This window comes from Shewanella sp. Isolate7, from assembly GCF_022398425.1.
Taxonomy (GTDB): Bacteria; Pseudomonadota; Gammaproteobacteria; order Enterobacterales; family Shewanellaceae; genus Shewanella.
In genome coordinates this window covers 1-830 of the sequence record NZ_JAKEVJ010000182.1, presented here as the reverse complement: position 1 = coordinate 830, position 830 = coordinate 1, and the positions used below count along the sequence as shown (strand labels likewise).

1 protein-coding gene and 1 pseudogene are annotated in these 830 nt (G+C 48.4%); both read right to left on the bottom strand.

Annotation, left to right across the window (positions count from 1 at the left end):
• A pseudogene (locus tag L1D47_RS20880) lies at window positions 1-579 on the bottom strand (IS3 family transposase); the annotation flags it as partial.
• 69 nt (window positions 580-648) lie between these two features.
• The coding region (locus tag L1D47_RS20875; RefSeq protein WP_239884345.1) for a hypothetical protein at window positions 649-830 on the bottom strand (182 nt) is incomplete at its 5' end.

Genomic DNA, 830 nt, shown 5'->3' with positions numbered 1-830 from the left:
TCCTCGCGCCTCAAAGGCCATGGTTAGTGCCTTGCTTGTTAGCGCACTATCGGGCGAAAATGACATCGCCCACCCCACCGGTTTACGTGCAAACAAGTCCAGAACAACGGCAAGGTAAGCCCATCGTTTTCCTGTCCACACATAGGTCACATCGCCACACCACACTTGATTGGGAGCCGTCACAGCAAACTGGCGGTCAAGGAGATTAGGGATGGCGAYATGCTCCTTGTCTGCCTTTTTGTAGCGATGTTGCGGCACCTGGCAGCTCACTAGCCCCAGCTTCTTCATCAGCCTTGTGGCACGATAGCGCGTCAATCTCACGCCAGCTGTCGTCACCATATCAGCCAGGGTTCTGGCACCCGCTGACCCATTGCTGGCTTCATAAGCCTCCCGCACCATGCTGTGCAACTTTATCTGCTTCGAATCAATGGTGATRGGTCTGCTTCGCCAATACTTGTAACTGCTGCGGTGAATACTAAATACTGAACAAATCCGCTTTACGCTATGGCTCTTCCTGAGTTTCTCGACTAACGAGAACTGTTCAGTGAGTCTGACATCAAGAGAGCCGTAGCCTTTTTTAAAATGTAAGCGTCCGACAAACTGCACCTTCATATTTTAGCTATCAGCCACCATCATTGTTCTTCTGATTTATAGGAGGACAATATGTTTAATAACAGTACCCGGCTTGATGTCACTTTGATATGCGGCATCACTGATATGCGCAAGTCGATAGATGGTTTGAGTAACATTGTTGCTTATAGCTTGCGACAAGAGCCCTGTAATGGGCACTTGTTTGTTTTCTGTAATCGACAGCGCAATAAATTGAAGAT